The organism is Arthrobacter sp. SPT-J7 (assembly GCF_059089965.1).
Genome location: NZ_JBNHFF010000446.1, coordinates 1 through 1,273, shown reverse-complemented (window position 1 = coordinate 1,273; position 1,273 = coordinate 1). Strand labels below are relative to the sequence as shown.

At 62.8% G+C, this 1,273-nt stretch carries 1 protein-coding gene and 1 pseudogene; one reads left to right on the top strand and one right to left on the bottom strand.

Annotation, left to right across the window (positions count from 1 at the left end; all coding sequences use genetic code 11):
- Positions 1–464, bottom strand: a pseudogene (locus tag AC5RWX_RS33455) (arginine--tRNA ligase); the annotation flags it as partial.
- 173 nt (positions 465–637) lie between these two features.
- Here AC5RWX_RS33455 and AC5RWX_RS33450 point away from each other — a divergent pair.
- Positions 638–1,114, top strand: a complete 477-nt coding sequence (locus tag AC5RWX_RS33450; RefSeq protein ID WP_494100450.1) for an FMN-binding protein — start codon at positions 638–640, stop codon at positions 1,112–1,114.
- The last annotated feature ends 159 nt before the right edge of the window (positions 1,115–1,273 follow it).

Genomic DNA, 1,273 nt, shown 5'->3' with positions numbered 1-1,273 from the left:
ACGCGGGCAATTGAGTCACCCAAGGCAGCCCAGCGGGTGTGCCCAATGTGCAGGGGGCCCGTGGGGTTGGCGGAGACAAATTCCATGTTCACGGTGTGGCCCGCGAGCGCGGTGTTGGTTCCGTACTGCTGTCCGGCTTCGACGATCACCTTGGCGAGGGCACCGGCCGTTGCGGCGTCCACGGTGATGTTCAGGAACCCTGGCCCGGCGATGTCCACGGCGGAGACGCCGTCGATCGACTTCAGCCGAGCACTCAGGACTGTGGCGAATTCACGGGGGTTGGTGCCGGCCTGCTTAGCCAACTGCAGGGCGATGTTGGTGGCCCAGTCGCCGTGGTCCCGGTTCTTCGGCCGCTCTACGCGTACCTCGTCTGGCACTGCTGATGCCGTAAGGGCAATCTCGCCGGCGTCGACGGCGTCTTTCAGGCAGGCGGATATGGCGAGGGAGAGTTCTTCGGGAGTCACTCCTCTAGCCTACCGGGGGCCAGTGACAGCAAAAGAATTGGGACCGTTTCCGGCGCCACAGCTGTTCCACAGGAAATCACAAGCCAGCTACAAGTTGAACCAATACGCTGGGTTCATCGTTGACACCAACGTAAGCACCGTCCCGAACACTTAACCGAAATGAGAGCCTTTCTATGAGACCGTCAGTCCGCAAGAGTGTTTTCGCCGGAATCGCAGGCCTTTCGCTCGCCGGAACGGTGGCCGGCTGCGCGCCGTCCGCCACTGGAACCACGCCGGCGGCCCCCGCTGGCAGCAGTGCAGAATCTTCCGCCGCCGCGCCATCCGCAGGAGCATCGTCCCTGGCCACCAGCGGCTCCACCTACAAGGACGGCACCTACAGCGCCGACGGAAACTACGTCTCCCCCAACGGCACCGAGACCGTCGGGGTTGAACTTACCCTTGCCGCGGGCAAGGTGACGGACGTCAACATCACCCAGCATCCCTCCAACCCGAACACGCGAAAGTTCCAGGGTGAGTTCGCCAGTGGCATTGCCGCACAGGTGGTGGGCAAGAACATCAATGAGCTCAACGTCTCGAAGGTTGCGGGTTCCTCCCTGACCAGCGGCGGATTCAACCAGGCTGTGGAACAGATTAAGTCGGAGGCACAGTAGACGGTGCCGGGCTCGGACTGGGAGGGTTTTGCGTTCGAGGGAATCGGCACGCATTGGGAAATCTCCACGCCTCTTCCGCTTGGCGGGACCCTGCGGAAACGCCTCCTTGACCGGGTGGAGAAGTTCGACGCCGACTGGTCCCGTTTCCGGTCCGATTCC